The following is a 26,008-nucleotide window of genomic DNA, read 5'->3' as shown; positions in this document are numbered from 1 at the left end:
CCGCGATCAGTCCCCTCGCCCCTCTGGGGAGAGGGTTAAGGAGAGGGGAAACGGGTGACTTCGCTGTGTTTTCAGCCCTCTCCCCCGGCCCCTCTCCCATAAATGGGAGAGGGGAGCGTAAAGCCGCACCGCCTTGCCACTGCCGAGCCTGCCATGCACGACCTGCTAGCCGATTACCCGCCCCCTGCCGGGGCTTACCACGAACTGCTCGATGCCAAGGGCAACGTGCGCCCGCACTGGCGCCGCCTTTACGAGCAGCTGGCGCGTAGCCGCCCCGAGCACCTGGCGCAGCGCGAGGCCATGCTGGCCCGGCAGATTCAGGAAAACGGCGTCACTTACAACGTCTACGCCGACCCCGACGGTGCCGACCGCCCGTGGGAGCTGGATCTGCTGCCCAACCTGATCCCGGCTGATGAGTGGCAGCAGATCGCCGCTGGCGTAGCGCAGCGTGCGACCCTGCTCAACCGCGTGCTGGCCGATCTCTACGGGCCGCAGAAACTGATTGCCGAGGGTCTGCTACCGACCGAGCTGGTGTTCGGCCACAACAACTTCCTCTGGCCGTGCCAGGGCATGCAGGCACCGGGCGGTACCTGGCTGCATCTGTATGCGGTGGATCTGGCACGGGCACCGGACGGCCGCTGGTGGGTCACCGCCGACCGCACCCAGGCACCCTCCGGCGCCGGCTATGCGCTGGAGAACCGGCAGATCGTCTCGCGCGCCTTCCCCGAGCTGTACCGCGACTTGCGCGTGCAGTACCTGGCTGGTTTCTTTCGCACCCTGCAGGACACCCTGGCGCGCCAGGCACCGAGCGGCGGCGAGACGCCGCTGGTGGTGCTGTTGACGCCGGGGCGCTTCAACGAAAGCTATTTCGAGCATCTGTACCTGGCGCGTCAGCTCGGCTACCCGTTGGTCGAGGGCAGCGACCTGACCGTGCGCGACGCTACCCTCTACCTCAAGACCCTGGCCGGCCTGCGCCGCGTGCATGCGGTGCTGCGCCGCCTCGACGACGACTACTGCGACCCGCTGGAGCTGCGCACCGACTCGGCCCTTGGCGTGCCTGGCCTGCTCGAAGCGGTGCGTCGTGGCCGTGTGCTGGTGGCCAATGCCCTGGGCAGCGGCGTGTTGGAATCGCCCGGCCTGCCAGGCTTTTTGCCCGCTATCAGTGAGCATCTGCTCGGCGAAGAGCTGCTGTTGCCGTCCATCGCCAGCTGGTGGTGCGGCGAGCCGCCGGTACTGGATGAGGCCCTGGAGAAACTCGACCAGTTGCTGGTGCGCCCGGCCTTCCCCTCGCAGAGCTTCACCCCGGTGTTCGGCCGTGATCTGGACGAGGCGCAGCGCGTCAAGCTGGCGGCACGCCTCAAACAGCGCCCCTACGCCTACGTGGCCCAGGCGCGGGCCAAGCTGTCGCAGGCGCCGGTGTGGGATGGCAGCGGCCTGCAGCCGCGCGCCATCGGCATGCGCGTGTTTGCCGTGGCCAGTGCCGATGGCTACCGGGTGATGCCCGGCGGCCTGACCCGCGTCGCCGCCGAGGCTGATGCCGAAGTTGTCTCGATGCAGCGCGGCGGTGCCAGCAAGGACACCTGGGTGCTCGGCATGCGGCAGGCCGGCGCCGAGCCCTGGCAGACGCAACGCACCCTGGGCACCGCCGACCTGGTACGCAGCGACCCCTTCCTGCCCTCGCGCGTGGTGGAGAACCTGTACTGGTTCGGTCGTTACGCCGAGCGCTGCGAGGGCAATGCGCGCCTGCTGCGCATCATGCTGGCGCGTTACGTCGACGATGACGATGACCCACAGGCACTGCAGAGCGCCCTGGCGCTGGCGCAGAGCCTGGGCCTGCTGGCAGATCCGGAGGAAGGCGAGCTGGAGGCGCGCCTGCTACAGGCATTGCTTGGTGGCGACTGGCCGGCCAGCCTGCGGGCCAACCTGCAGCGCCTGCAGTGGTCTGCCGGCAGTGTGCGTGGCAAGCTGTCCCAGGCCAACTGGCAGGCGCTGGTCGAGCTGCAGCGCGAGGCGCAGTTGCTCGAAAGCCAGCCGGCCGACTTCGGCGAGTTGCTGGATTTTCTCAACCGCCTGCTGATGTCGCTGGCGGCGCTGTCGGGCTTCGCCCTCGACGACATGACCCGCGACGACGGCTGGCGCTTTCTCATGCTCGGCCGTTACATCGAACGCCTGCAGTTTCTCTGCGACAGCTTCGCCGGCTTCCTGCGCAGCGGCTCGGCTACCGATCAGTCGGCGCTGGAGTGGCTACTGGAACTGGGCAACAGCAGCATCACCTACCGCACCCGCTACCTGGCTTCGGCGCAGTTGATCCCGGTGCTCGACCTGCTGCTGCTGGACGAGCAGAACCCGCATGCCGTGATCTTCCAGATGCGCACTTTGCTGCGCTCGCTTGAGGGGCTTCACGAGCGCTTCGAGTTGCCGGCCGAGCGCTACCTGGTCTACCTGGAGCAGCAACTCTCAGCCTTCAGCCTGGCCAGTCTGGAAAACCCGCTGTTCGGCCCTGGCAGCACCCGTGCGGTGCTCGAAAGCCTGGCCAACCTGCTGGTGGCCATCAGCGAAGCCGCCGGTGCTGTTTCTGATCACCTCGGGCTGCGTTTCTTCGCCCATGTCGATGTCAGCCAGCGGACGCAATCCTCATGAGCAGCGCGCTGTATCAGGTTCTCCACGACACCCATTACCGTTACTCGGCGCCGGTTTCCCTGGCCCAGCAACTGGCGCACCTGTGGCCGCGCGAATGCCCGTGGCAGCGCTGTCATGAACAGGCACTGCGCATCGACCCACAGCCCTGCCAGCGCCGTGACGGACTGGATGTGTTCGGCAACCCGCTGACGCGCCTGGTGTTCGATCGCCCGCACGAGCAGCTCAGCGTTAGTGCGCGCTTGCGCATCGAGGTGCTGGCACGTGCGCCACTGGATCTCGATGATTCGCCGAGCTGGGAGGCGGCCTGCGCTGCCCTCAGCTACAGCGGCAAGCCGATGGCGCCAGCGCTGCTGGAGGCGGCACGCTACCGTTTCGAGTCGCCCTACGTGCGTCTCAAGCAGGTCTTCGCCGACTATGCCGATGACTGTTTCCCGCCTGGTCGCCCGCTGCTGCAGGCCGGTCAGGCGTTGATGCAGAAGATCTTCGATGAGTTCAGCTTCGATGCCGGTGCCACCCAGGTGGCGACGCCGCTATTGCAAGTACTGGAAGAGAAGCGTGGTGTGTGCCAGGACTTCGCTCACCTGATGCTCGCTTGCCTGCGCTCACGCGGCCTGGCTGCCCGCTACGTCAGTGGCTATTTGCTGACCCAGCCACCACCCGGCCAGCCACGGCTGATCGGCGCCGATGCGTCGCATGCCTGGATATCGGTGTATTGCCCGCGTCAGGGCTGGGTGGACTTCGATCCGACCAACAATGTGCGGCCGGCCCTGGAACACATCACCCTGGCCTGGGGCCGGGATTTCTCCGACGTATCGCCGCTGCGTGGGGTGATCCTGGGAGGCGGCAGTCATGATCCGGAAGTGCAGGTCACGGTGCTGCCGCTCGGATAGGCGGGATGAAGGGCCTCGCTTGAGGCCCTGGAGATTACTCAGTCGACCAGCTTCACGCTGCCTTTCATCATCGAGTAATGGCCGGGGAAGGAGCAGAAGAAGCTGTAGTCCTCGCCTGCGGCCAGTTTGCTGACATCGAAGGTCACCGAGGTGCTTTCGCCACCGCCGATCAGGTCGGTATGAGCGATCACACGCTCGTCGCCGGCCTTGAGGTAGCTGGCGTCCGGGCCGGCGGGAATGCCGTCGGTGGCGATGCCGGGCATGTCGGCGGTCTTGCTCAGCACCCAGTTGTGGCCCATGGCGGTCTTGGGCAGCGAGCCGGTGTGCTTGAGGTTGACGGTAAAGGTCTCGCAGCTTTTGCTGACGGATATGGCCTGGGTGTTGAAGGTCATCTGGTCGGTCGAGTCGACATCCACCGAGCATTCGGCTGCGAGCAGCGGGGTGCTGGCCAGGCCGAGCAGAGCGATTAGAGCGGCGTTACGCAACATCATGTGAATCCTCCAGATTCTGAGTTTCCGGTCAGGTCTGGCAAAGATTCGCACAGCTTTCAGTGTTATGGGCTGCGACCGAACGCCACGTCAGGTTATCCCGACAATCTGTGGGTAACTCTGTTGAGAAGCTCTGTAATGGCGCGCCAGAGCCTTATTCTTCGGGCTTTTCGGGTGGCTGGTCAGGTTTTACTCATGGCGCCCCGATCGAGGAAAAAATCCTTTGTAATGAATTGATTGCAGTCGGGCCAAGAAAATCTGCGGGCTCAATCCAGCCTATGCGGCTTATCCCCGAAAAGCGTGGAGCAAGCTGTGGATAAGCTTGGGGAAAGTGCTTGCCGGCCGCTCCTGTCGAAGCGTACCGCCGGCTGATCAGGAAATGACCGACTCAACTAGTTCTCGATGGGCGCAGCATCTGCCACAGGCGTGTGCCGAGGCTGACCAACGGCAGGCTGAGCAAACCGGCTGCCACGCCCAGCAGGGCATTGAGCAGCGTCGGCACCAGCGCCGAAAGTAGCTGCCCTGCATCCTGCGCGACCCAATCCGCCGCGTGATGCACGGCGGCCTCGACGGGGGGCAGGCCGTGGCTGAGGACACCGCCGCCGACCATGAACATGGCTGCGGTGCCGATTACCGACAGCGCCTTCATCAGCCAGGGCGCCAGACGCAGGATGCCGCGTCCGCAGGCCTGGGCGAAGGCGCTGGCGCGCTGGCTGAGATAGAGGCCGGCATCGTCCAGTTTGACGATGCCGGCGACCAGCCCGTACACCCCAATGGTCATCACCAGGGCGATGCCGCTGAGCACCAGTACCTGATTGAGGAAACTGGCGGTAGCGACGGTGCCGAGGGTAATGGCGATGATTTCCGCGGAGAGAATGAAGTCGGTGCGCACGGCGCCGCGAATCTTGTCGCGCTCGAATGTCACCAGGTCGATCGCAGGGTCGGCAATCGCCTCCAGGCGCGCCTGCTGCTCCTCGGACTCATGCCGATGCAGCAACTTGTGCAGCAGCTTTTCCGCGCCTTCGTAGCAGAGAAACAGGCCACCGAGCATCAGCAGCGGCACCACCAGCCAGGGCGCCACGGCACTGATCAGCAGGGCGGCCGGCACCAGAATCGCCTTGTTCAACAGCGACCCCTTGGCGACTGCCCAGACAACCGGCAGCTCGCGGTCGGCGCGCACGCCTGTGACCTGCTGGGCATTGAGAGCGAGGTCGTCACCCAGGACGCCGGCGGTCTTGCGTGCGGCGATCTTGGTCATGGTGGCGACGTCGTCGAGTACGGTACTGATGTCGTCGATCAGGGCGAGCAGGCTGCTTCCGGCCATGTTGCGGCTTCCGTGGGGGATAAGCCGCAGAGCGTAGCATTGTGTTACATGTCTGCGTAAAGCCTCAGACGGGCGCGCGATCCACCCATTTCGGCGCCACGCTGGGCCGCCACTCGTTCAGGGCGTCGAGTAGGTCCTGTGGGGTGTCTGCGATCTGCAGCATCTCGCGGTGCTGCGGGCGCACGAAGCGTTCGGCGACCAGATGATCGAGAAAATCGCCCAGCTTGCTGTAGAAGCCATTCACCTCCAACAGGCCCAGTGGCTTGGCGTGGTAGCCGAGCTGGCCCCAGGTCCAGACTTCGAACAGCTCCTCCAGGGTGCCGAGGCCGCCGGGCAGGGCGATGAAGGCGTCGGCCAGTTCGGCCATGCGCGCCTTGCGGGCGTGCATGCCATCCACCACTTCCAGGCAGGTCAGGCCACGGTGGCCGATCTCGGCACGCTCGAGGCTCTGCGGGATGATGCCGATGACCTCGCCACCGGCATTCAGCGCTGCATCGGCGACCACACCCATCAGGCCGACGGCGCCGCCGCCATAGATCAGCCGTACGCCGCGTTCGGCCAGGTGCTGGCCAAGCGCTTCGGCGGCCTGACGATAGATGGGACTGGCACCGGGGCTGGCACCGCAGAAGACGCAGACGCTACGCAGGGACATTGACGGACTCCTTGGCTGAGTGCGCCAAGGGTAACCAGCCGCTGCGCAACCACCAAGGGTCAGTGGCGTGTATCGATGCCGCAGGTGGCGCAGGCGTAGCTGGCGAGCAGTTGCTTGAACAGGTCGTTGAGGGGCATGGCGCGGCTTCCTGACGCAAGGGACATGTGCTGCAGGCTAGCCCCGGCGCTGGCGCCACGCCCTTAGATTGTTTCGATGGTGGCGATAGCCGCCAGTCGATCAGACCAGCTCCAGTGCACTCATGCCGGCCAGACCGAGCAGTACCACGCCGCAGGCCGCGTAGGTCAGGCGGTGCCAGATCAACGATGCGGCGCGGCGGAACCAATCCACCAGGCCGGCGCAGATGAAACACCAGAGCAGCGACGAGACCATGAAACCGGCGAAGAACACCGCCAGGTGAGTCGGTGTCGGCTGAGCTACGCCGATGGCCGCCATCGCGCCGCCCATGGCCGCCCAGTAGACGATGTTCTGCGGGTTGGTCAGCGACAACGCGGCACCCGCGGCGAAGGCGCCGCCCGCCGCAACCTGGCCGTCGTCGTTTGGCTGCGGCGGGCGATGGGCGTCACGCAAGGACTGGTAGCCGAGCCAGGCCAGATATAAGGCGCTGGCCAAAGTCAGTGGATAACGGATCTGCGCGCTGTCGAGCAACAGCGCCAGGCCGGTCAGACCGAGGGCCGCCCAGGTGGCATCGCCCACCAGAGAGCCGATCTGCACCAGCAATGCCGGCTTGTAGCCGTCGCGCAGGCCACGACGCAGGGTTTCACTGAACACCGCTCCAGGGGCCGCGTTGAAGACGAAGCCGAGCAGCATGGCGGCGAGGAAGAAACTGAACATGAAGCATCCTTAACTAGGCAGGAAACGAAGGCTACTCCCCATAAGCAGACAGCATGCCAGGAGATGAAAATAAAGTTTTCCACGCAGGCTGTTGAAAGAGTTGTGGATAAGCTGGTGGTTCCCATCTACGGCTCTTGAAATACGCCGCTTCCAACCTGCTGGTGAACATTTGAGCAGTCGATAATTTCCTTTGTGCACAGGGACTTGACATCTTCCAGGGCTACTTTCGCAGCTCGTTGCGCTTGTCCACGATAGCTGTGGGCGATTCTGTTGATAACTTCTGTACCTCTTGCTGAATCCCACGAATTGCAAGTCTTTCAGCGCTTTGTGCGTTTTCTGATCACTGCTCCGATAGGCCAGTGGGAGGATATGAAAAGCGCCGTTTTGTCCAGAGCTTGTTCTTAGCATCAAGCGGCGCGTGCTGGTTATCCCCTAAAACTGTTGAACGGACTGTGGATAAACTGGTGAAGAGTCGTCTGATGGCCCGGCGCAGCTGGGTGTCAGGCAAGCGTCGAAGTTTTCGTCAGCCTAGTCAGTGGGCAGCGCGCCTAGCTGGGTGGAGCGCCCGAATAGTTGCAAGGCGCGGTCCGGATAATCGGTGATCAGGCCGTTGGCGCCCATTTCCAGCAGCCTTCGCATTTCGGGCTGCTCGTTGATGGTCCATAACTGCACGTGCAGGCCGCGCGTCTGAGCATTGCGCACCAGGCGAGGGGTGGCGAGGGTGAGGCCGCTGTGCTGTGGCGGAATCTGCAGTGCCGAGTAGGACGGCGAAAGCACGTCGCTCAGTCCCAGCCAGTTGAGCGCCAGCAGCAAGCGCACCGAAATCGGTCCGGCGGAGGTCGCTACCTCCGGGCAGAGTTGGCGAAAGCGCTGCAGGCTGCGTTCATGAAAGCTGCCGACTATGACGCGGTCGAGCTGATCGTAAGCCGCCAGCATTTCGCAGAGCACGGCCTCCATGCCGACATCGGGCACCTTGAGATCGAGCACCTTGGGCATCAGTGGCAGACGCTGGAACACTTCTTCCAGCGTGGCAATACGCGTGCCCTGGCCGCGATACGGATAGCTCTGGCCGCCATCGGCGGTCCATTGGTAACCGGCATCCAGCGCTTGCAGCTCTGCGAGATTGAACTGCGCGACCGGGCCCTGGCCATTGGTGGTGCGCTCCAGCGTGTCATCGTGGATGACCACCAGTCGGGCGTCGCGGCTCAGGTGCAGGTCCATCTCCAGCATGTCGACGCCGAGAGCGGCGGCCCGTTCGAAGGCGAACAGGGTGTTCTCAGGCCACAGACCGGCGCCGCCACGATGGGCGATCACCAGTGGATGCTGGCCCAGGTCGTCGAGCACGGCGGGCGTGCTCGCCGGCTTGCTGGTCAGCGCCAGTAGCAGTACGACGGCACCGATCAGCAGCAGCGGGATGAGCAGAAATCGGGTGAGGCGCAGCATGGGCAGGGTCTCGAAACCGGTTCGGGACTTTGTGCCCCAGCGCAGCGGCATTGGCAAGCGCCAATGCCGAGGCCGGTAGTGTGTGCCGTGCGTACCTTAAAACTGTCGCGAGTGGTGCGCCGGGGCGCCCTTTAATGGCCCAACGCACATCCAGAACAGACTCAGCTCGCCAGCAGCCAGACACCGGTTGCTGCAGAAGCGCCGCCAGCGATACGCACCAGCGGTGCCGCGGCTTGTGGCAGGAAACGCACGAGGGCGAAGCCGACGGCATGCAGTGCCGCAGTGGCGACGACGAAACCGATGGCATAACCGAAGGGGCTGGCCAGATCAGGTAGTTCCAGGCCGTGGGCGACGCCATGGGTCAGGGCGAAGAGGGCGGTCAGCGCCATGGATATCGCTACCGGCAGACGCGCTGCCACGGCCACCAGCAAGCCGAAAGCCAGCACCGAGCCGGCGATGCCGGTTTCCATCATCGGGATCTCCATACCGCCGAAACCCAGCAGGCCGCCGATCAACATGCTGCCGACGAAGGTCACCGGCAGCGCCCAGCGCGCCGCGCCGCTTTGCTGCGCCGCCCACAGGCCGACGGCGAACATCGCCAGCAGGTGATCGAGGCCGAACACCGGGTGGGCCAGGCCGGCCATCAGGCCGGAATCGCCATGCCCGGGATGGGCGAATGCCACCGCCGGGGAGCAGAGCAGGGCGATGGTGTAGAGGGTTTTGCGCAGATTCATAGAGGTCTCCTTGACTCAGTGGTTAGGGAGAAAGGCGGCCCTCTCCCCCGGCCCCTCTCCCGCAAGCGGGAGAGGGGAGATTCAGGCGGCGGTGAGCATGCCCTGGCGTTCGATGAAGGCGATGATCTCGTCGAGACCCTGGCCGACTTTCTGGTTGCTGAAGACGAAGGGCTTGTCGCCACGCATCTTCAGGGTGTCGCGCTCCATCACCTCCAGCGAGGCGCCGACCATGGGTGCGAGGTCGACCTTGTTGATCACCAGCAGGTCGGACTTGCAGATGCCCGGGCCGCCCTTGCGTGGCAGCTTGTCACCGGCGGATACATCGATCACGTAGAGGGTCAGGTCGGACAGTTCGGGGCTGAAGGTGGCGGACAGGTTGTCACCGCCGGATTCGACGATGATCAGGTCCAGGCCCGGAAAGCGCCGATTGAGCTGCTCGACCGCCTCCAGGTTGATCGAGGCGTCCTCGCGGATGGCGGTGTGCGGGCAGCCGCCGGTTTCCACACCGATGATGCGTTCGGGCTCCAGGGCCTCGTTGCGCACCAGGAACTGGGCGTCTTCCTGGGTGTAGATGTCGTTGGTGACCACGGCGATGTTGTAGCGCTCGCGCAGGGCACGGCACAGCGCCAGGGTAAGGGCGGTCTTGCCGGAACCGACCGGGCCGCCGATACCGACACGCAGAGGTTGGCTGTTCATGGGTTGTTGTTCCTCGTCAGGAGCGGAAGAGACGCGAGTACTGGCGCTCGTGCGCCATGCTCGCCAGGGCCAGGCCGAAGGCGGCGCTGCCCCAGTGTTCGGGGGAAAGACTGGCAGCCTGGCGCTGGGCGTCATCGAGCTGCGGCAGCAGGCGACTGGTCAGGCGCTGGGCGGCCTGCTGGCCAAGCGGTAACACCTTCATCAGCACGGCGAGCTGGTTTTCCAGCCAGCCCCAGAGCCACGCGGCCAACGCGTCATCCGGGCTGATCTGCCAGGCGCGTGCGGCCAGTGCCCAGGCCAGTGCCAGGCCAGGTTCGTCCTGAGCAGCAAGTGCGTCACGTGCGGCCTCGTCCAGTTCGGGCAGGCCTTCGAGCAGTTGCCGCAGCGAATACCCCATCTGCCGGCTCTCCAGGGCCAGCTCGCGGGTTTCGCGGCTGGCGCGGTGCTGTTCGGCCAGTTGCTGCAGGCGCGACCAGTCACATGCGTCCGCTGCGCGGCAGTGAGCCAGCAGCAGCGGGGCTTCGAAGCGGGCGAGGTTGAGCGTCAGTTGATCGGCCAGCCAGTGCTCGGCGCTGTCGGCATCGGTGATCAGGGCGCTGTCGATGGCCCATTCCAGCCCTTGCGAGTAGCTGTAGCCGCCGATGGGCAGCTGTGGGCTGGCCAGGCGCAACAATGCCCAGGCTGGTTTCATGGCGTTGCCTTTGCCTGGCTCGATGGGGGCAGCGTCACTTGCGCACCCCGAATTGGTGCAGGCGCGGGCCGTAGTTGAATTCTTCATCGCCGTGATGGGAATGGTGATGGCCGCCGCCGTAGGCGCCTTGCTCGGGCTGATAGGGCGCTTCGACGGCTTCGACCGTGGCACCGAGTTGTTCGAGCATGGCCTTGAGCACGTAGTCATCGGGCAGGCGCAGCCAGCCGTCGCCCAGTTGCAGGGCAACATGACGATTGCCCAGGTGGTAGGCGGCCCGCATCAGCTCGAAGGGGCTGGCGCAGGTCACGTGCAGCAGCGGTTCGGCCTTGGCACGTACACGGACGATGCGCCCGTCCTTGGCCAGCAGGCACTCGCCATCGGCCAATGCCGGTTGGCCGCGTTCGAGGAACAGGCCTACCTCTTCACCGTCAGTGGTGAAACAGCGCAGGCGGCTCTTGCTGCGGGCTTCGAAGGTCAGTTCCAGTTCGGCGTCGCAGGCGCTCTGCGGCGCGATTCGGGCGTGGATCACCAGCATGCGTATCTATTCCGGGGCAATGTGCCCGGAAATAGTGCAAGTGGCTTGCCAAGGCCGAAGATTGGCGCAGGCCGGGGCGTTCAAGCCCTCTGTGGATAACTTGGCGAAGCGGTCAGGATTGATTTGGTGCGTTTTCGTTTGAAGTGCGCGCTTTTGGTGCGCGTTAGTCCGAGGGCTTGCCCAGGCCCAACCAGTGCTTGCCGCCGACCATGATGAAGCGCAGTTGCTGGATGACCTTGGCTTCTGCAGTGAGATGGGCGGGCAGGGTCTCGGCGGGCGGGTCGATCAGCTCGGGCAGGGTGGCGAACACGGTCTTGACCACCAGGTCCGAGACCACGTCGAGCGCTGCATCGTCGAGGTGCGGCATACGGTTCATCAGCTTGAGATCGGCAGCCAGGTCGCTGGTGATGCGTTCGCGCAGTGCCGCAATGGCCTGGCGCACGGGGCGCGAGCCACCGTACTGCTCGCGGGCAAGGAAGAGGAACTGACCGTGATTGGCGGCCACTTCAGCAAGAAAGATGCGCACCGATGCGTCGATCATGCCGCGCATTTCGAACTCGTGGCGGCGCACCTGGCGGATCGCCGCGCGGAAGGTCTCGCCGACTTCCGCCACCAGGGCCAGGCCGAGTTCGTCCATGTCGGCGAAATGGCGATAGAAACCGGTGGGCACGATGCCGGCGACACGTGTCACTTCGCGCAGGCTCAGGCTGCCAAAACCGCGGCCGCTTTCCATCAGCGTGAGGGCGGCAGCCATCAGGGCCTGGCGGGTCTGCTGCTTTTGTTCGGCGCGTGGCGTCATGCGAGATCGGGGTCGTTGAGCGATGCCGCACTCTAGCAAATGCGCAGCGCCAGCGTCGAACCGAGCCGACATCGTTCGGTGAACAGTTGTTGACTGAAAACTGTGCTTTCTGTCAGCCTTGTGTACAAGTGTTCACTGGATTTTTTCGATGGCTTTACTTTCCCTGTCAGGCGCGCGTTGGGTTGCGGGTTGCCTGCGGCCGCTGCGCCGGCTCTGTGGCGGCGGTTGGCTGCGTGAGGCGGATGTCGATCTATGCCTGCGCCAGTTGCACCCGACGCTGCGCCTCAATCGTGTGTTCGCCCAGGTCGAGGCGCGTCGTTGGGTGGCTGAAGACATGCTGGCGCTGGAGCTGCGTTGTAATGGCAATGCGCAGAACTGGCGGGCTGGGCAGCATGTCCAGCTGTATCTGGAGCAGGACGGTGTCCGCCACGGGCGTAGTTACAGCCTGACGTCGGTGGCCGCCGACGGGCGCCTCGAGATCGCGATCAAACGCCAGCCGGGTGGGCGCCTGTCCAATCTGCTGCTCGACCACCTTGCGGTCGGTCAGGTGATTGAACTGGGCCAGGCATTCGGTGATTTCACCTGGCCGCAGGAGCAAGGCTCTATGCTGCTCCTGGCTGCAGGCAGCGGCATCACGCCCTTGCTCGGCCTGCTGCGTGACGCTCTGGCGCGTGGCTTCTCCGCGCCGGTGACACTGCTGCATCAGGTGCGCCGCCAGGGGCAACAGGCGTTTGCCGACGAGCTGCAGGCATTGGCGGCACGTCATGCCAACGTCCAGGTGCAGTGGGTTTTCAGTGGCGAGGGTGATCGTCTGTCGGCCGAACGGCTGGCCGCGTTGCCGGGCGATCATCTGCGGGTCTGCGGCCCGCGTGGTTTCGTCGAGCAGGCGTGTGGCTGGTGGCATGGCGCCGGACGCGGGAGCAGCCTGCAATCGGAAAGCTTCAGTCCACTTCCGATGCTGGCCGACGTGGAGGCTGGCGAGGTCCGCTTGAGCTTCGCCCGGAGCCGGCAGCAGGTCTCTGGCAGCAGCAACGCAAGTCTGCTGGAGCAGGCCGAAGCTGCCGGGTTGCGCCCGGCTCATGGCTGCCGTCAGGGCATCTGCACCAGTTGTACCTGCCTGCTGCTGGCCGGCTCGGTGCGCGATCTGCGCAGCGGCGAGCTGTTCGCCGAGCCCAATCAACCTATTCGCTTGTGTGTCAGTGCCCCGCATGGGGATGTGGAGATCGACCTGTGACTGCCCGTCTTGATCGAGAGCTGAGCCCCGCCGAACTCGAGGCCTTCGGCCAGGAGTTGGATGCCTTGCGCCAGCGCACGCTGGCCGACCTTGGCGAAAGCGATGCGCGCTATATCCGTCGGGTACGCAGTGCCGTACGTTTCTGTTGTTGGAGCGGCCGCGCGCTGGTGATGTTCGGCTGGTTCCCGCCGACCTGGCTGCTCGGCACCCTGCTGCTGGGGCTGGGCAAGATCCTCGAGAACATGGAGCTGGGCCACAATGTGATGCACGGCCAGTACGACTGGATGAACGATCCGGAATTCTCCGGGCGCCAGTACGAATGGGACATCGTCGGGCCGGCCGACTTCTGGCGGCATACGCATAACCATGTGCATCACACCTATACCAACGTGCTGGGCATGGACGATGACGTCGGCTACGGCGTGGTGCGCCTGTTCCCCGAGCAGCGCTGGAAGCCGTTCTATCGCTGGCAACCGCTGTGGGTGACGATCCAGGCGCTGCTGTTCCAGTACGCCGTGGCCATTCAGCACCTGCGCCTGGACAAGCTTATCAAGGGGCGTATCAGCAAGGACGAAGTGAAGCCGCTGGCCCGTCATTTCGGCGCCAAGCTGGCAAGGCAATGGGTCAAGGATTATCTGGTTTTTCCGCTGCTGGCCTTGCTGCTCGGTGTCAATGCGTTGGCCGTTCTGACCGGCAACCTGATGGCCAATCTGCTACGCAATCTGTGGACCTTTCTGGTGATCTTCTGCGGCCACTTCACCGAGAAGGCAGCGGTGTTCGTGCCGGAAGTGCTGGAAGGGGAGACGCGCGGGCGCTGGTACCTGCGCCAGCTGCGTGGTTCGAGCAACCTGTCCGGCGGCCCGCTGCTGCATATCCTTACCGGCAACCTCAGCCACCAGATCGAACATCACCTGTTTCCGGATCTGCCGGCGCGGCGCTATGCCGAGTTGGCGCGTGAGGTGCGTCTGATCGCCGAACGTTACGGTCAGCACTACAACAGCGGGACCCTGTGGGGACAGTTCGCGACGGTGCTGCGGCGCATCTGGATCTACCGTTTGCCCACTGCCGGGATGGCGTGAGTGACTCGGTTGAGCCCGTCACAGGCATGAAAAAGCCCGGCTTGGGCCGGGCTTGTGGGTGTTGCAACAGCGCTCAAGCCGTACGGCCGCGCTGCTCGATCAGACGATCGGAGCCGCCTTCGGCCAACTGTACGCGCTGGGCACCAGGGGTACGCTCATAGCCGCCTTCGGCCAGTTGAACACGCTGGGCGCCCGGAGTGCGCTCATAGCCGCCTTCGACCAGTTGGATGCGCTTGGCACCAGGAGTGCGTTCCGAGCCGTTCTCGGCCAGCGGTGCGAGGGGTTGCTGTTGCACCTGGCTGTCCTTGGCTTCGCCCACCAGAGGGAAAGGCGCGCTGCTCGGAGCGGCGAATACGCTGGTGGTCATCAGGCTTAGAGCGAGGGCGGCGAGGGTCAGTTGAGTTTTCATGTCGTTGTCTCCGTAGGGAGTAATAAGTGGCGTCGGAGGCAATTCTTGAGGACATGAGCGCAGATAAGAACTTGACTGACCTGATAGTGAACATCGATCCCCTCAATACTTGATCGGAACGCTCTATCTCGGTGCTTCTGGCTGAGTGTCAAGCCTGGCGGCGCATGTTTCGCAAGGCGTCGCGCTGAGCGCCCGGCACGCGTATGCTTGGCGGCCCTTGCGGGTCGAGCTCGATCCGTCCTCTTCAGCAGTCCCAGGAGGCCGCTTCAGCCATGCTCGCCGCACAGGCCATTTTGCCGATCTTCGCTCTGATCGTTCTCGGCTATCTGCTCGGCTGGCGCCAGTGGCTCACCACCGAGTCGGCGGCCGGTCTGGCCAACATCACCTTCAAGCTATTCATGCCGACGCTACTGTTCGCCGGCATCGCCAAAGCATCGCTTGCCGAGGGCCTGTCGCCTGTATTGCTGCTGGCGTACTACCTGCCGGTGCTGCTGGTGTTCGCGATGGTCAATGCGCTGGCGCACTGGCGCCGTGGTACGGCGACGCCGCTGGGGTTGGTGGCGGCGTTCTCCAACAACGTGCTGGTCGGGATTCCCCTGATCACCAGCCTGATGGGCAACGACGGTCTGCTCTACGTCTTCGCCATCCTGGTGTTTCACAGCCTCACGCTGTTTTCCCTGCACAGCTTTTACGCCGCCTTCGGCAGCCAGGAACGCGTTGACGGCCGCGCGTTGCTGAAGAACCTGGCCAATCCGATGATCATCGGCCTGGGGCTAGGGGCGCTGCTCAACCTGTCCGGGCTGCAGGTACCGGAAAGCCTGTGGCGGGCGATCAGCTGGCTGGGCCAGGCCGCCTTGCCCTGCGCGCTGATCGTGCTAGGCGCCAGCCTGTCGCGCTATCGCTTGCGTCCGACCGCCGAGGCCTGGGGTGTGGCCGCGGCCAAACTGCTGCTGTTTCCGGCACTGGTCTGGTGGCTCAGCGGCCAGCTTCCCGGTCTCAACGAGACCGCGCGCAGCGTGCTGGTGCTGCTCGCCGCCTGCCCCAGCGGGGTTAACGTTATGGCCTTTGCCCGTACGGCTGAAGACAGCCGTAGCGTCAGCGCGGCGATTTCCCTGTCCACGCTGCTGGCGGCGATTTCCCTGCCGTTGTGGATGCTGCTGGTGGGGTTCTGATCGCTCTTTCTGGTAATTCCCTCTTCCGGGCGATAGGCCTGTTCGCGGTGGCCGGCTAGCATCGGGCTTCCGCTCCGTTCAGGACTGCATCGATGAAACGCCTCGCCCACGTGTTGCTCGGTCTGTTGCTGGTGTTCGGGCTGAGCCTTGCAGGATTCGTCGCCCTCAACTGGGCGCCGGACCGTCCCGTCGGCGAGCTCAAGGCACGCTGGGCACCACCGCCTTCGCATTTCGTCGACATCGCTGGAATGTCGGTGCACCTGCGTGACGAGGGCCGGCGCGATGACCCCGAGCCGATCCTGCTGCTGCACGGAACCTCCGCCAGCCTGCACACCTGGGAAGGCTGGGTGAAGGAACTGGCCCCGCAGCGCCGGGTGATCAGCCTGGATCTGCCCGGCTTCGGCCTCACCGGGCCATTCGCCGATGGCGATTACCGCGTCGAGCAATACATGGCGTTTCTCCTCGCCCTGCTCGATCATCTGCAGGTGAAGCGTGTCGTGCTGGTCGGCAACAGTTTCGGCGGCCAGCTGGCCTGGCGCTTTGTCCTGGCCCATCCCGAACGTAGCGCGCGGCTGGTGCTGGTGGATGCGGCCGGCTATCCGCGCAACGCCGAGTCGGTACCGATAGGCTTTCGCCTGGCAGGCATCCCGGCCTTGGCGCCGCTGATGAGGCGCTTGTTGCCGCGGAGCATGATCGAGTCGAGCGTGCGCAACGTTTATGGCGATCCGGACAAAGTCGACGATGAACTGGTCGAGCGCTACTACCAACTGACGTTGCGCGAGGGGAATCGGCAGGCCTTGCGCCAGCGCTTCGCTCAGGCCCCCAGCGGCGAGCTGCACGAGCGTATCGGCGAACTGCAATTGCCCACGCTGATCATCTGGGGCGCGCGCGACCGACTGATTCCTCCGGACAATGCCGAGCGCTTCGCCGCCGACATCGCGGGCAGCCAGCGGGTGCTGTTCGATGACCTTGGCCATGTGCCCCAAGAAGAGGACGCGCAGCGCACCGTTGCAGTGCTGATCGCCTTTTTGCAGCGCTGAGGCTCTAGCGCGGTATTTTCCAAGCCTTTGATTTTGTTCGGTGAAGTGCCGGCCGCCAAGGGCTGGCGCGTTTCCTGCTATGGCACGGCGGGGCGGTTGGCTTTGGCGAATCTTCGTCTAGGCTGACGGGATAACGAACAAGAACAGCAGGAAACTGCATGCGCAACGGCATTAGAGCTTTCGTCCGGGTCGTGGACGCATTCAACCTGAGGGTTGGGCGTTTCGCCATGTACCTGATCTTCGCCATGCTGGCGGTGCTGCTGTATTCCTCGATCAGCAAGAGCTTCTTCACGCCGTCGATCTGGACCCTGGAAAGCGCCCAGTTTCTCATGGTCGCCTACTTCCTGCTCGGCGGCGCCTACTCGATGCAGCTCGACGCCCATGTGCGCATGGACCTGGCCTACAGCCGCTGGTCGCCGCGCACCCGCGCCGTGGTCGATGCCATCACCGTGTTCATGCTGATCTTCTATCTGGTGATGCTGCTGATCGGCGGCATCTCCTCCACCGAATACGCCATCGAATACAAGGAGACCAGCTATTCGGCCTGGTCGCCCTACATGGCGCCGATCAAGATCGTCATGTGCTTCGGCATAGCGCTGATGCTGCTGCAGGCCATCGCCACCTTCTTCAAGGATTTCTACGCCGCCCGTGGGGAGACGCTGTGATGAGCTACGAGCTGATCGCGTTGCTGATGTTCTCCTCGATGATGTTGCTGTTGCTTACCGGCAAGCGGGTGTTCGGTGCCATCGGTTTCGTCGCGGCCGCCGCGGCCCTGCTGCTATGGGGCGACGGCGGTTCGGAGATGGCCTTCAGCGCGGCGATGAAACTGATGAAGTGGTACCCGCTGCTGACCCTGCCGATGTTCGTGTTCATGGGCTACATGCTCTCCGAATCGGGCATCGCCGAAGACCTGTACAAGATGTTCCACGTGTGGACGGGGCCGCTGCCAGGCGGGCTGGCCATCGGCACCATCTTCCTGATGGTGGCGATCTCGGCGATGAACGGCCTGAGCGTGGCGGGCATGGCCATTGGCGCCAGCATCGCCTTGCCCGAACTGCTCAGGCGTGGCTACGACAAGATCATGATTACCGGGGTGATCCAGGCCGGCAGCTCGCTGGGGATTCTGATTCCGCCCAGTGTGGTGCTGGTGCTCTACGGCATGATCGCGCGCCAGCCGGTGGGCCAGCTGTGGCTGGCCGGGGCAATTCCGGGCCTGATGATGGCCGGCATGTTCATGCTCTACATCGCCATCCGCTGCCGCCTGCAACCGCAGCTCGGCCCGGCGCTGTCTGCGGCCGAGCGCGAGCAGATCAGTCTGCAGGAGAAGCTGCGCCTGCTCAGCGCCGGGCTGGTGCCGGTGTTCATCTTCCTGTCGATGACCGGCCTGTTCCTGATGGGTTACACCAGCCTGGTGGAAAGCTCGGCAGTCGGCGCAGCGGCGGCGACCCTGGCGGCGCTGTTCAAGCGGCGACTGACCGGCAAGGTGATGGAGGAGACGCTGCGCAAGACGCTCGCCATCAGCTGCATGTTCATGTGGATCATCCTTGCGGCGCTGTGCTTCGGCGCCGTATTCGACGGCCTCGGCGCGGTCAGGGCCATCGAGAACTTTTTTGTCGACAGCCTGCACCTGGGGCCCTGGCAGATTCTGATCATCATGCAGCTGTCGTTCATCCTGATGGGCATGTTCCTCGATGACACCGCCATGCTGGTGATCGTCGCGCCGCTGTACATCCCGCTGGTCGGCGCCCTGGGCTTCGATCTGGTCTGGTACGGCGTGCTCTACACCATCACCTGCCAGATCGCCTACATGACGCCGCCGTTCGGCTACAACCTGTTCCTCATGCGGGCGATGGCACCGCCCGAAGTGACCCTGCGCGACATCTACGTCTCGGTCATCCCCTTCGTCATCATCATGGCCCTGGCGCTGACTCTGGTCATGGTTTTCCCGCAGCTGGCGCTGTGGTTGCCGCAACTGCATTACGGCGGTTGATTCACGGAAATCGGCGTGCCTGGCGCGCCAACAGTCGAGCCGGCACCCGCCGGCCACTGGCAAGGCCGCCGCGGTGCACGCGGCGGCAATGAGCGGTTGTATTGCATCTGCATCGACACTATTGGAGAGACCAGCATGAGTACGAGACGCGATTTCCTGAAAACCGCCGCGGTCGGCACCGCCGCCCTCGGCTCGGCGCATATCTACGCCGCCGAGCCGAAGAAGATCACCTGGCGCCTGCAGACCTACGCCGGTGCGGCGCTGGCCGAGCACGTGATCAAACCCTCGATCGACGCCTTCAACAAGGCGGCCAACGGCCAGATGGAGATCAAGTTGTACTTCGCTGATCAATTGGTGCCCACTGGCGAGCTGTTCCGCGCCATGCAGCGCGGCACCATCGACGCGGTGCAGAGCGACGACGACTCGATTGCCGCGCCGGTGGACGTCTCGGTATTCGGCGGCTACTTCCCCTTCGCCACCCGCTACAGCCTCGACGTGCCGGTACTGTTCGAGCAGTACGGCCTCAACGAAATCTGGGCCGAGGCCTATGGCGAGGTCAAGGGCGTGACCTGGCTCGGCGCCGGCGCCTGGGACCCTTGCCACTTCGCCACTGTCGAGCCGATCAGGAAGCTCGATGACCTCAAGGGCAAGCGCATCTTCACCTTCCCCACTGCCGGCAAGTTCCTCTCGCGCTTCGGCGTGATCCCGGTGACCCTGCCCTGGGAAGACGTCGAGGTGGCGATCCAGACCGGCGAGCTGGACGGTATCGCCTGGTCCGGCATCACCGAGGACTACACCGTCGGCTGGGCCAACGTCACCAAGTACTTCCTCACCAACAACATCTCCGGCGCCTGGTGCGGTTCCTACTTCGCCAACTCGGATAAATGGGCCGAGGTGCCCGAGCATCTCAAGACCCTATTCAAGCTGTGCATGGACAGTTCCAACTACTACCGCCAGCACTGGTACTGGGGCGGCGAGGCGCAGTTGCGCGTGGAGGGCGGCAAGCTGGAGCTGACCTCGATCCCTGCCGAGGAATGGGCCACGGTGGAAGCCGAGGCGCAGAAGTTCTGGGACGAAATCGCCAAGACCAGCCCGCGCTGCGCCAAGGTGGTGGACATCTTCAAGAAGTACAACGCGCTGATGGCCAAGGCCGGAGCGCCTTATCGCGGTTGATGTCATTGAGTGAGCCAGAGCGCCCGTACCGAGCGGTACGGGCGCGGTTCTATATAGCTCGGCATCGCGCCAGGCAGATTTTTCCCTGCGTTCGCCTGCCATCCCGGCAATCCTGTACCACACTCTATGAGCCTGAAACGGACGCTATACCAAGCGTCGTGCTGCGCTCGTGCATTGTCGGCCTTGCCTGGCCGATCATCGATGCCCAGCCCTGAGCTTGACCCGCTTGCCATAACAACAAGACACAGGGGTTAGCATGTTCAAACCACGGGATGTAAAGACCCTGGGCGATGCGCGGCGCATCGTCGAGGAGCGTGGCCTGAGCCACGTGAAGGTCGGTCTGTTCGACAACGATGGGGTGATGCGCGGCAAGTACATGAGCCGCAGCAAGTTCTTTTCGGCCCTGGAGCACGGCTTCGCCTTTTGCGATGTGGTGCTCGGCTGGGATGTGAAGGATCAGCTCTACGACAACACCCAGTACACCGGCTGGCACAGCGGCTACCCGGACGCACCGGTACGCATCCTGCCGCACAGCTGCCGCGAGATTCCCTTCGAGAACGGCATGCTGCTGTTTCTCGCCGAGTTCGATCAGCAGGCCGAGGCGGTGTGCCCGCGCGGCACGCTGCGCCGGGTGATCCAGCGCTGCCAGGCCATGGGTTTCGAGCCCTATGCCGCGCTGGAGTACGAGTTCTTCATGTTCGACGAAACGCCGGACTCGGCGCGGGCCAAGGGTTTTCGCGACCTCAAACCGTTCACCCCGGACTGGTTCGGCTACTCGATGATCCGCAACTCGGTGCATGCCGAGCTCTACCACCAGATACTGGCGATGGGCGAAGAGATGGATTTCCCCATCGAAGGCCTGCACACCGAGACCGGGCCAGGGGTGCTCGAGGCAGCGATTGCCGTTGATCGCGCCGAGGCGGCGGCGGACAAGGGCGCGCTGTTCAAGACCTTCATGAAGGTACTGGCCCAGCGCAACGGCCTGATGGCCACCTTCATGGCCAAGTGGTCGGGCAAGTATCCGGGGCAGAGCGGGCACATCCATGTGTCGCTGCGTGACCGCAAGACGGACAAGTCGGCGTTCTACGACCCCGATCAGGCGCACAACATGAGCAAGCTGCAGCGACATTTCCTCGCCGGCCAGCAGCGTCTGATGCCGGAGTTCCTGTGCATGGTGGCGCCGACCCTGAACAGCTACCGGCGCCTGATTCCCGGTTTCTGGGCGCCTACCGATGCGACCTGGGGCGTGGAGAACCGCACCGCAGCGCTGCGCGTGATTCCCGGCAGCGACAAGTCGCAGCGCCAGGAATATCGCCTTGGCGCCGCCGACGGCAACCCGTTCCTGGCCCTGTCGGTGGCCATCGGCTCAGGCCTGTACGGAATCATGCAGGAGTGGGAGCCGACCGACCCGGTCAGCGGCAACGCCTATGCGGTCAAGCATCCCGAGGAGCTGGCGCTGCCGCGCACCCTGTGGGACGCCGCGCAACGCCTGAAGGCTTCGCAGGCTGCACGCGAGTTGTTCGGCGATGCCTTCGTCGAGCACTTCGCCGCCAGCCGCGAATGGGAGGAGCGCGAATACCGCCGCCACGTCAGCGACTGGGAGCTGGATCGCTACTTCGAAATCATCTGAGCGCTCCCCTTCTCTCCAACCCTCTCCCCGGAGGGGCGAGGGGGCTGAGCGCGGTACGCGATCCACCACGTGGATCGCGATTCCTCTTACGGAGCACCTAATGAGCAAACTGCAATGCATTTCCCCCATTGATGGCTCGGTCTACGTCGAGCGTCATCTGGCCTCCAATCCCGAGGTGCTGGTCGCTTTGGCCAAGGCCGAGCTGGCGCAGCAGGCCTGGAAGCAGACGCCGTTGCGTGAACGCATCGCCATCGGCCGACGCGCCATCGAAGTCTTCGCCGCACGTGAGGCGCAGCTGGCCGAGGAGCTGTGCTGGATGATGGGGCGGCCGATCCGCTACGCCGCCGGCGAGATCCGTGGTTTCGTCGAACGTGCCAGCCATATGGCTGATATCGCCGAGGGCTCGCTGGCCGATATGCGCCTGCCGGACAAGGCCGGTTTCACCCGCTTCATTCGCCGTGAACCACTCGGCCTGGCGCTGATCATCGCCCCCTGGAACTACCCCTATCTGACTGCCGTCAACGCAGTGATGCCGGCCCTGCTGGCGGGCAATGTGGTATTGCTCAAGCATTCGGCGCAGACACCGTTGTGCGCCGAACGCATGGTGGAGGCCTTCACCGAGGCCGGCCTGCCCGAAGGCGTATTCCAGTACCTGCACCTGAGCCATGGTGAGACCGAGGCCTTGATTCGTTCGCCGAGCATCGACCACGTCGCTTTCACCGGTTCGGTGCCCGGGGGCGCGATGGTCGAGCGTGCGGCGGCCGGACGTTTCATCAGCGTCGGGCTGGAGCTGGGCGGCAAGGACCCGGCCTACGTCCGCGCCGATGCCGATCTGCAGCATGCGGTGGAAACCGCCATCGACGGTGCCTTTTTCAATTCCGGGCAATCCTGCTGCGGGATCGAGCGCATCTACGTGCACGAGTCGCTGTACGACGAGTTCGTCGAGCGTGCCGTGGCGCTGGTGCGCCAGTACAAGTTGGGGCGTTCGGACGATCCCGAAACCACCTTGGGCCCCGTGGTGCGCAGCGATGCCGCCGACTTCGTCCGTGCTCAGATCGCTGAGGCGGTCGAGCAGGGCGCCAAGGCGCATATCGACCCGGCCGAATTTCCCCAGGATGCGCCGGGCACGCCCTACCTGGCGCCGCAGGTGCTGACCAACGTCAGCCATGAAATGCGCGTGATGACCGAGGAATCCTTCGGCCCCGTGGTGGGCATTCAGAAGGTTGCCAGCGACGAGGAAGCGCTGGCGCTGATGAACGACAGCGAGTTTGGCCTGACCGCGGCGATCTTCAGCCGTGATGTAGATGCCGCCATGGCCCTGGCTGATCGGGTGGAGGCCGGCACGGTGTTTCTCAACCGCTGCGACTACCTCGATCCCGGCCTGGCCTGGACCGGCGTGAAGCACTCGGGACGCGGCTGCACCTTGTCGCGGGTCGGCTACGAGCAACTGACCCGGCCGAAATCCTTTCACTTCAAGACTCAGTTGTGAGGTCGCGCCATGATTTTCGATCAGTACCGCATGAACTGGAATTACCCGACCTCGATGCGCGTCGGCGTCGGCCGCATCAGCGAGCTGGCCGAGGGCTGCCGTCAACTTGGTATGCGTGCGCCGCTGCTGTGTACCGACCCCGGTCTGGCCGCGCTGCCGATGATCGACGCGGCGCTGCGCCAGTGCCGCGATGCCGGGCTGAATGCCGGGCTGTTCTCGGCGATCAAGGGCAACCCCACCGGCGCCAACGTGACGGACGGTGTCGCCGCATTTAAGGCGGGCGGGCATGACGGCGTGATTGCCTTCGGTGGCGGCTCGGCGCTGGATGCCGGCAAGGCCATCGCCCTGATGGTCGGCCAGGATCGGCCGCTGTGGGATTTCGAGGACGTCGGCGACAACGCCAGCCGGGTCAATGCAGCCGGCATGGCTCCGGTGGTGGCGGTGCCGACCACCGCCGGCACCGGCTCGGAAGTCGGTCGCGCCTCGGTGATCACCGATGACGCGGCGCATGTCAAACGCATCATCTTCCATGCGCGGATGCTGCCTGCGCTGGTGATCCTCGACCCGGAACTGACCGTCGGCCTGCCGGCGAAGATCACCGCCGCCACCGGTATGGACGCGCTGTCGCACAGCCTGGAGGCGTTCTGCTCGCCGTTGTTTCACCCCATGGCCGAGGGCATCGCCCTGGAAGGTATGCGCCTGGTGCAGCAGTACCTGCCGCGCGCGGTCGCTCAGGGTGCGGATGTCGAGGCGCGGCTGCAGATGCTGGTGGCCTCGAGCATGGGCGCTACCGCATTCCAGCGCGGCCTCGGTGCGATGCACGCGCTGGCGCACCCGCTGGGCGCGCTGTATGACGCCCACCACGGCCTGCTCAATGCGGTGCTGATGCCCTACGTGTTGGTGGCTAACCGTGGCGCCATCGAGCCGCAGATGGAAAAGATGGCGCGCTATCTGGCGCTGCCTGGCAGCGGCTTCAATGCGGTGCTCGATTGGGTGCTGGCGCTGCGCAGCGAGGTGGGCATCCCCCATAGTCTGAGCGAGATCGGCATCGACGATGCACGCATCGAGCAGGTCGGGCGCATGGCTGAAGTGGACCCGTCAGCCGGCACCAACCCCATCTCCTTCAGCGCTATGCAGTACAGCGCATTGTTCGAAGAAGCGCTGCGCGGGATGTTGTAGCCCGGATGCAAGCCGGGGACATTTGGCCTGCTGCCCCGGATTGCGTCCGGCCTACGGGGCGGGCGTTTACTGCCCGGCGGCGTCCAGCTGTTCTTGCAGACGCTGCTGGGCCTGCTGGTTGACCTGCTCAATCTGCTGCTTGAGCTGCGCCATCTGCTGCTGTTTCTGCGCCGCGTCCTGTGCCTGCAGGGTGGCGGTGGTAGCCGTTTCCGGACCGCCACAGGCAGCGAGCAGCAAAGGGCTGAACAACAGGGCGAGGCGGATCGGGCGCATGGTGACTCCAAGGGGCAAAAGCGTTACGGGATAGGTGGTCAGCCCCCTCTCCCATTTATGGGAGAGGGTTGGGGAGAGGGCAAGCCGCGTCCTATTCTTCGGCGTGCTCCGCCTGCAAGGCTTCAAGCGCCGGGGCGGCGTAGATGCCCACTTCCACCGCCAGCTCCATCACCCGCGGCAGATCGCTGGCGTACACCAGCACCGCCTGCAACTCGTCGTCCAGCGGTTCGCTGAAATCCACCAGTACGTAGCCGCCGGTTTCCGGTGACAGCGCCGAGAGCTGCACCTGGATGCGGTTGAGCGCCTTGAGCGGTTCGGTCTTGGCCAGTTGCTTGGCCTTCAGTACGAACTGCACTTGCGGGCCGAAGGATTCGGTGATGCGCTGGAACAGCTCTTCATAGCTGTCGGCCTGAAACAGCACCGTCTCCGGCAGGCTGCCGACCACCACCCATTCGCCCAGCGGGATGGGGAACTCGTCGTCGTAGTTGACGTCCGGGTTGGCGGCTAGGAACGCGGCCGGGTCGGCATAGGCCTGCGCCGCCTCATCGGCGATACGCGCGATCTCGTCTTCGGCCAGGCAGCCGGAGCTTATCTTGGCGATCAGTTCTTCCAGCTGGGCTTGCATCGGGGCATTCCTGTAACGAGGGCGAAGGCGCGCAGGATAACAGGTCGTTTTCACCCCGGTCTTGCCGATGCAGTGGTTTTTCAGCGGCCTGTCGCGGCAAGGCGCGCTGCGCTAGAAGTAGGCCAGCAGGCGGCCGAGGCTCATCGCCAGCAGCCTGAGCAGCAGCGACAGCGCCGCCTGTACCCGGCCGAGTAGCGGTGCGTGCAGGTCCCAGTCGCTCAGCCGTGCACTCCACAGCTGGCGAAACAACAGGGCGTTGCCGATGGCCAGGGCGATCAGCAGCAGCTTGAGCTGCAGTAGCTGGTCAACGGTCAGTGGCCCGGCGTCGGCGGCGAACAGGCAGAAGCCGCTGCCTAGCAACAGAACCAGACCCAGCACTGCCAGCGGCGTCAGCGTCCGCGACACGGCAGGCAGTGAGAAAGCGCGGCCGGCGCCAAGCAGACGCGCATCAAGCAGCAGCATCGGCCCCAGCAGCAGAACCAGGCCCAGCAGGTGCAGCAGGTTCAGCGCAGGATAGAGCAGCGTCGAGCTGCGCATCTGCGCGCCCAGTGCCGAGGCTTCGAGCCAGGCCGCCCAGGCGATCAGGCTGTCCATCTACCTGAGTTCGATGGTGCGACCGTCGACGATGATGCGTTCGGCGCGAATCTCCGGGGTGCCGTCCTTGCGTGGGTAGCCGACTATGGTCACGGTCTTGCCCTCCGTCAGGTCGGCTTCCGGCAGACCGCGCGCCTGCAGGCGGCTGATCGGGGCGAGGATCACCTGCCAGGTGCGCCCGTCATGCTCGATGCTCACGTCGGCGTGAGGGTTGCGGTAGCTGACGCTCTGCAGCGGCACCTCCAGGGTCAGTGGCTGATCCGAGTCGTAGGAGCTCCAACCATGGTGGGCCTGGGCGAGGGAGCCGGCCAGCAGCAGGCCGAGGGCGGTGGCAACGAGCAGCAGTTTCTTCAGCATGGCGATCACCCGGTGGGCTG

Annotated in this window: 27 protein-coding genes; 12 read left to right on the top strand and 15 right to left on the bottom strand. The window is 64.6% G+C overall.

Translation table 11 applies throughout. The features are described 5' to 3' along the window. Nucleotides 1-153 precede the first annotated feature (153 nt). Nucleotides 154-2,640 (top strand): circularly permuted type 2 ATP-grasp protein, encoded by a 2,487-nt coding sequence (locus B3P22_RS20900; protein WP_296272402.1) that lies wholly within the window; start codon nt 154-156, stop codon nt 2,638-2,640. Next, entirely contained in the window at nt 2,637-3,530 is an 894-nt protein-coding gene (locus tag B3P22_RS20895) for a transglutaminase-like domain-containing protein (RefSeq protein ID WP_296272401.1), read from the top strand. Before B3P22_RS20900 ends, B3P22_RS20895 begins: the two co-directional genes overlap by 4 nt. 38 nt (nt 3,531-3,568) lie before the next feature. Here the strand turns inward: B3P22_RS20895 and azu are convergent, their stop codons facing one another. The 10 genes from azu to B3P22_RS20845 form a co-directional block, all read right to left on the bottom strand. Beyond that, nucleotides 3,569-4,018: an azurin gene (azu, locus tag B3P22_RS20890; protein ID WP_296272418.1), complete on the bottom strand. Its 450-nt coding sequence runs from the start codon at nt 4,016-4,018 to the stop codon at nt 3,569-3,571. A 388-nt stretch (nt 4,019-4,406) separates the two neighbouring features. Continuing rightward, a complete protein-coding gene (locus tag B3P22_RS20885; RefSeq protein WP_296272400.1) occupies nt 4,407-5,342 on the bottom strand; it encodes a DUF808 domain-containing protein in 936 nt (311 codons plus the stop codon). Nucleotides 5,343-5,406: 64 nt separating this feature from the next. After that, entirely contained in the window at nt 5,407-5,994 is a 588-nt protein-coding gene (locus B3P22_RS20880) for a TIGR00730 family Rossman fold protein (RefSeq protein WP_296272399.1), read from the bottom strand. 237 nt (nt 5,995-6,231) lie between these two features. Continuing rightward, entirely contained in the window at nt 6,232-6,846 is a 615-nt protein-coding gene (locus tag B3P22_RS20875) for a LysE family transporter (RefSeq protein WP_275545384.1), read from the bottom strand. Nucleotides 6,847-7,374: 528 nt separating this feature from the next. Next, a complete protein-coding gene (locus B3P22_RS20870) occupies nt 7,375-8,289 on the bottom strand; it encodes a glycerophosphodiester phosphodiesterase (RefSeq protein ID WP_296272398.1) in 915 nt (304 codons plus the stop codon). A gap of 161 nt (nt 8,290-8,450) precedes the next feature. Then, nucleotides 8,451-9,023 (bottom strand): HupE/UreJ family protein, encoded by a 573-nt coding sequence (locus B3P22_RS20865; RefSeq protein ID WP_296272397.1) that lies wholly within the window; start codon nt 9,021-9,023, stop codon nt 8,451-8,453. A gap of 81 nt (nt 9,024-9,104) precedes the next feature. After that, complete coding sequence (gene ureG / locus B3P22_RS20860; protein WP_013713893.1) at nt 9,105-9,719, bottom strand: urease accessory protein UreG; 615 nt, start codon at nt 9,717-9,719, stop codon at nt 9,105-9,107. A gap of 16 nt (nt 9,720-9,735) precedes the next feature. Further along, a complete protein-coding gene (locus tag B3P22_RS20855; RefSeq protein ID WP_296272396.1) occupies nt 9,736-10,410 on the bottom strand; it encodes an urease accessory protein UreF in 675 nt (224 codons plus the stop codon). Nucleotides 10,411-10,444: 34 nt separating this feature from the next. Then, entirely contained in the window at nt 10,445-10,945 is a 501-nt protein-coding gene (ureE, locus tag B3P22_RS20850) for an urease accessory protein UreE (protein WP_296272395.1), read from the bottom strand. A 163-nt stretch (nt 10,946-11,108) separates the two neighbouring features. Then, nucleotides 11,109-11,744 carry a TetR family transcriptional regulator gene (locus B3P22_RS20845; protein WP_013713896.1) on the bottom strand — a complete coding sequence of 212 codons (636 nt, stop codon included), beginning with the start codon at nt 11,742-11,744 and terminating at the stop codon, nt 11,109-11,111. Between the two features lie 148 nt (nt 11,745-11,892). Between B3P22_RS20845 and B3P22_RS20840 the strand changes: the two genes are divergently transcribed. Next, a complete protein-coding gene (locus B3P22_RS20840; protein ID WP_296272394.1) occupies nt 11,893-12,978 on the top strand; it encodes a ferredoxin reductase in 1,086 nt (361 codons plus the stop codon). Next, nucleotides 12,975-14,057: a fatty acid desaturase family protein gene (locus B3P22_RS20835; RefSeq protein WP_419096453.1), complete on the top strand. Its 1,083-nt coding sequence runs from the start codon at nt 12,975-12,977 to the stop codon at nt 14,055-14,057. The genes B3P22_RS20840 and B3P22_RS20835 overlap by 4 nt, the downstream gene beginning before the upstream one ends. 73 nt (nt 14,058-14,130) lie before the next feature. On the opposite strand, the gene B3P22_RS20830 is transcribed toward B3P22_RS20835, so the two are convergent. Continuing rightward, nucleotides 14,131-14,466: a hypothetical protein gene (locus B3P22_RS20830; protein ID WP_296272392.1), complete on the bottom strand. Its 336-nt coding sequence runs from the start codon at nt 14,464-14,466 to the stop codon at nt 14,131-14,133. A gap of 272 nt (nt 14,467-14,738) precedes the next feature. Here B3P22_RS20830 and B3P22_RS20825 point away from each other — a divergent pair, with 272 nt between their 5' ends. The 8 genes from B3P22_RS20825 to B3P22_RS20790 all read left to right on the top strand — a co-directional run bounded on the left by B3P22_RS20825 (nt 14,739) and on the right by B3P22_RS20790 (nt 24,139). Then, nucleotides 14,739-15,638, top strand: coding sequence for an AEC family transporter (locus B3P22_RS20825; RefSeq protein WP_296272391.1), 900 nt, complete (start codon nt 14,739-14,741; stop codon nt 15,636-15,638). Nucleotides 15,639-15,730: 92 nt separating this feature from the next. Next, complete coding sequence (locus B3P22_RS20820; protein ID WP_296272390.1) at nt 15,731-16,678, top strand: alpha/beta fold hydrolase; 948 nt, start codon at nt 15,731-15,733, stop codon at nt 16,676-16,678. Nucleotides 16,679-16,836: 158 nt separating this feature from the next. After that, complete coding sequence (locus B3P22_RS20815; RefSeq protein ID WP_275545375.1) at nt 16,837-17,343, top strand: TRAP transporter small permease subunit; 507 nt, start codon at nt 16,837-16,839, stop codon at nt 17,341-17,343. After that, entirely contained in the window at nt 17,343-18,668 is a 1,326-nt protein-coding gene (locus tag B3P22_RS20810; protein ID WP_296272389.1) for a TRAP transporter large permease subunit, read from the top strand. The genes B3P22_RS20815 and B3P22_RS20810 overlap by 1 nt, the downstream gene beginning before the upstream one ends. Before the next feature lie 135 nt (nt 18,669-18,803). After that, on the top strand, nt 18,804-19,841 hold the full coding sequence (locus B3P22_RS20805) for a TRAP transporter substrate-binding protein (protein WP_197857091.1): 1,038 nt from the start codon (nt 18,804-18,806) through the stop codon (nt 19,839-19,841). A 256-nt stretch (nt 19,842-20,097) separates the two neighbouring features. Beyond that, nucleotides 20,098-21,471: a glutamine synthetase family protein gene (locus B3P22_RS20800; protein WP_296272388.1), complete on the top strand. Its 1,374-nt coding sequence runs from the start codon at nt 20,098-20,100 to the stop codon at nt 21,469-21,471. A gap of 100 nt (nt 21,472-21,571) precedes the next feature. After that, on the top strand, nt 21,572-22,960 hold the full coding sequence (locus tag B3P22_RS20795; protein ID WP_296272387.1) for an aldehyde dehydrogenase family protein: 1,389 nt from the start codon (nt 21,572-21,574) through the stop codon (nt 22,958-22,960). 9 nt (nt 22,961-22,969) lie between these two features. Next, nucleotides 22,970-24,139 (top strand): iron-containing alcohol dehydrogenase, encoded by a 1,170-nt coding sequence (locus B3P22_RS20790; protein ID WP_296272386.1) that lies wholly within the window; start codon nt 22,970-22,972, stop codon nt 24,137-24,139. 66 nt (nt 24,140-24,205) lie between these two features. On the opposite strand, the gene B3P22_RS20785 is transcribed toward B3P22_RS20790, so the two are convergent. The 4 genes from B3P22_RS20785 to B3P22_RS20770 form a co-directional block, all read right to left on the bottom strand. Further along, on the bottom strand, nt 24,206-24,412 hold the full coding sequence (locus B3P22_RS20785; RefSeq protein WP_275545370.1) for a hypothetical protein: 207 nt from the start codon (nt 24,410-24,412) through the stop codon (nt 24,206-24,208). Between the two features lie 91 nt (nt 24,413-24,503). Next, nucleotides 24,504-25,037 carry a hypothetical protein gene (locus B3P22_RS20780; protein ID WP_296272385.1) on the bottom strand — a complete coding sequence of 178 codons (534 nt, stop codon included), beginning with the start codon at nt 25,035-25,037 and terminating at the stop codon, nt 24,504-24,506. A gap of 111 nt (nt 25,038-25,148) precedes the next feature. After that, complete coding sequence (locus tag B3P22_RS20775; RefSeq protein ID WP_296272384.1) at nt 25,149-25,631, bottom strand: hypothetical protein; 483 nt, start codon at nt 25,629-25,631, stop codon at nt 25,149-25,151. After that, the gene (locus B3P22_RS20770) at nt 25,632-25,988 is read right to left on the bottom strand and encodes a DUF6152 family protein (RefSeq protein ID WP_197857097.1); all 357 of its coding nucleotides are present in this window, start codon (nt 25,986-25,988) and stop codon (nt 25,632-25,634) included. Nucleotides 25,989-26,008: the final 20 nt, after the last annotated feature.

The organism is Pseudomonas sp. UBA6323 (assembly GCF_002439135.1).
In the GTDB taxonomy this organism is placed as follows: domain Bacteria; phylum Pseudomonadota; class Gammaproteobacteria; order Pseudomonadales; family Pseudomonadaceae; genus Aquipseudomonas.
The sequence above is the reverse complement of the archived record's forward strand: the minus strand, read 5'-3'. Positions and strand labels throughout refer to the sequence as shown.